The sequence below is a fragment of the Oribacterium sp. genome, from assembly GCF_057249185.1.
In genome coordinates this window covers 1-2,875 of the sequence record NZ_DBHIGR010000225.1, presented here as the reverse complement: position 1 = coordinate 2,875, position 2,875 = coordinate 1, and the positions used below count along the sequence as shown (strand labels likewise).

The 2,875-nt window shown below is 39.8% G+C and carries 3 protein-coding genes; 2 read left to right on the top strand and 1 reads right to left on the bottom strand.

What is annotated here, in order from left to right; translation table 11 throughout:
• The first annotated feature begins 211 nt into the window (after positions 1-211).
• On the top strand, positions 212-1,513 hold the full coding sequence (locus ACO4PX_RS09730) for a bifunctional folylpolyglutamate synthase/dihydrofolate synthase (RefSeq protein ID WP_472469207.1): 1,302 nt from the start codon (positions 212-214) through the stop codon (positions 1,511-1,513).
• Between the two features lie 59 nt (positions 1,514-1,572).
• Here the strand turns inward: ACO4PX_RS09730 and ACO4PX_RS09725 are convergent, their stop codons facing one another.
• Entirely contained in the window at positions 1,573-2,112 is a 540-nt protein-coding gene (locus tag ACO4PX_RS09725; protein WP_472450275.1) for a hypothetical protein, read from the bottom strand.
• 252 nt (positions 2,113-2,364) lie between these two features.
• Here ACO4PX_RS09725 and ACO4PX_RS09720 point away from each other — a divergent pair.
• Positions 2,365-2,875 (top strand): xanthine phosphoribosyltransferase (locus ACO4PX_RS09720; RefSeq protein ID WP_485572487.1); only part of this gene is annotated, 511 nt, incomplete at its 3' end.

The window sequence follows — 2,875 nt, the reverse complement described above, 5'->3', positions numbered from 1 at the left end:
CCGTGTACTTCAAGTACTGATTAACAGTATTCTTCAATACTTTGCCATTAATGCAATCGTCTTGCTGTTTGAAAAACGCAAAATTTTTCATGCTATAGCAAACTAAAACATTTATAATACAGAGTAACGAATGCAGTGCTGTTCATTGCTTTCGCTACTCTGTTTTTCTATGGGAAGAATTTGTTCTTTATATAAGGAGGATAATTTTAAAATGACTTGGGAAGAATGTATGGAGACTCTTGGGGTAAACGATTGGTACGGTTGTAAAATGGGTCTTCAACCAACCAGAAATTTATTAAAAAAATGTGGAAATCCGGAAAATAAGCTTCGATTTATCCATATTGCCGGCTCCAACGGAAAAGGTTCCGTCGCGAAAAGCCTGCAACAGATTTTAAGTCTTTCGGGTTATAAAACCGGGATGTATATTTCCCCTCATATAGAAATCATGAATGAACGCTACACCATTGACGGAGAAATGATTTCCGATGAGGATTTAAAAAGACTTTGTCTAAAAATGCGGGAGCTAAGCGAAAGCTTGGAAGAGGAGAAACCCAATTCCTTTGAAATGCTGACTGCCCTGGCCTTTTGTTATTTTCTGGAAAAGGGTGTAGATTATGTGGTCCTGGAGGTAGGTCTTGGAGGACGACTGGATGCCACCAATGTTATTCCCCATAAAGAATTGTCCGTTATAGCCCATATCGGTTTGGAACACACCGCTATTTTGGGAGATACTCTGGAAGAAATCGCCCGTGAAAAGGGTGGTATTATTGCAAAAGATACTCCTGTGGTATTAATGCATCAGAAGCCTGAGGTCATGGAAGAGATTCGAAGAATTTGCAAAGAGAAAAATGCCAAGCTACATATTACCAATCCCAAATATTTTCATTCCTATTCCTTCCATATTGACAACGGCTACCAATACTTTTCCTATCGTGAGAGACATGAATATGCATTGTCCTTACTGGGGGATTATCAATTGGACAATGCCATGGTCATCTGTGATGCGATAGACTGTCTGAAGGAAAGGGGCATTTCCATTCCTGAGGATTGCGTAAAGCAGGGGCTTATGACGGTTACATGGCCGGGACGATTTGAAATTCTAAAAAAACGTCCTTTGATTATTCTTGATGGAGCCCACAATCCCCAGGCGGTAAACAGTTTGGTGCGCTCTATAGAAATGCTTTTTCCGAACTACAAGAAGAGAATCTTCTTTTCCGTTATGGCGGATAAGGATTATATGACCATGTTGGAGCTCTTAAAAACCAATACTCTAAGCTTTAGTTTCTTCCAGGTGGAGACACACCGAGGACAGTCTCCGGAGATTTTAAAGAAGGAATGGCAGGAACATTTCAGTGGTGAAATTTATTGTCCCAACACCTTGGAAGAAGGTCTGGAATGGAATCTGAATGCAGTAAAAAAAGAAGAAGAGAAAACTCTCCTTCTTTGTCTGGGTTCCTTGTATCAGGTAGGTCAGATTAGAAATTTCTTTAGAAACTATTATAGCTCCCACTAGGACATCCTATTCGGTTTAGCCAAGAAAGTAAGTTCTAAGAAAAAGCAGTCTTAGGAATCTTACTCCTCTTCCCATTCCTCCTCTTCATCTACATAGATGGAGGGAAAATATCCCGCCTTACAATACTCTTCTCCTTCTTCATTTTCCAAGAGGGAGAAGCTTTTTTTTGCTTCGGGAAGTCTGTTCATATCCTTAACGTAGTAGAGGCACAGCGTATCTCCCTCTAAGTCCATGGAAGGAATCTTTCTTTGGAAAAAGCTTAAAATTTCCCAGGTACTTAATTCACTATCATAGCCCAACGCCAAAAGAAGATCTTTGCTTTCCGATCTTCGAAAATAGCACTTTGCCATGGCTCCTACTGTATTTTCTCCGAAGCTTTCCATATAAGCCAACTGTAGCTCCTGCTCCGGAATCTCCTCGCCCCCATCCAAGTATTGCTCCGCATTTTCAATATAAACCAAAATCTGAGAGAAATACTGATCCTTTAATTGAATAAAATCCATCAGATTGGAAAACGCCGTTTCTCTTGTCACTGCATTTTTCTGTGCATAATCTTCTAATACCTCTTGATACCCTATGGGGATGCTCCATTGATCCATTTTCTTTCCTTTCTTATTTTTCCAAAAATGAGCTTCTATTCCGGGAAAGGGAATTGCTTTTGAGAAATTTGCGTAATTTCTTTGCTTTTCTCTATTATCTTCTTTCCAACCCCTTTCTTTTTTCTACAATATGTTTTACTATACATACTATTCTGAAACAAGTTCATTTTTGTTTTCCTAAATAAAGGAAATCAGGGAACTTTGAGAGGAGTAGAATCATAGGCTGAGTCAAGGATAAAATGGAGGGATCAAATGAAGCTGCTGGAAGAAAGAATCAAGGCGGATGGACAAGTCAGACCGGGTAATATTTTAAAGGTGGATAGCTTTTTAAACCATCAGTTGGACGTTTCTCTTTTGGAAGAATTAGGAAAAGAATTCTATGAGCGTTTTAAGGACAAAGGGATTACTCGTATTTTAACCATTGAAGCTTCCGGAATCGCCCTTGCCTGTTGTGCAGCACAATATTTTCATGTTCCGGTTGTCTTTGCGAAAAAAGCAAAGAGTAAAAATCTTGACGGCGATCTTTACACCTCCACTGTACATTCTTTTACCTACAATAAAGATTTCACCGTAACCCTTTCCAAGAAATTCTTGGGACCTGAGGACAAGGTTTTGCTGATTGACGACTTCCTAGCTGTAGGAAAGGCCATGAGGGGTCTTATCGATATCTGTAAGCAGGCAAATGCAGAAATTTCCGGCATCGGTATTGCTATTGAAAAAGGCTTCCAATGCGGCGGTAAGGAACTTAGAGAAATGGGCTTCC

Excerpts from the sequence above, each read along its gene's own strand:
- ACO4PX_RS09730 (WP_472469207.1), top strand. The coding sequence starts at position 212 with ATGACTTGGGAAGAATGTATGGAGACTCTTGGGGTAAACGATTGGTAC.
- ACO4PX_RS09725 (WP_472450275.1), bottom strand. The coding sequence starts at position 2,112 with ATGGATCAATGGAGCATCCCCATAGGGTATCAAGAGGTATTAGAAGAT.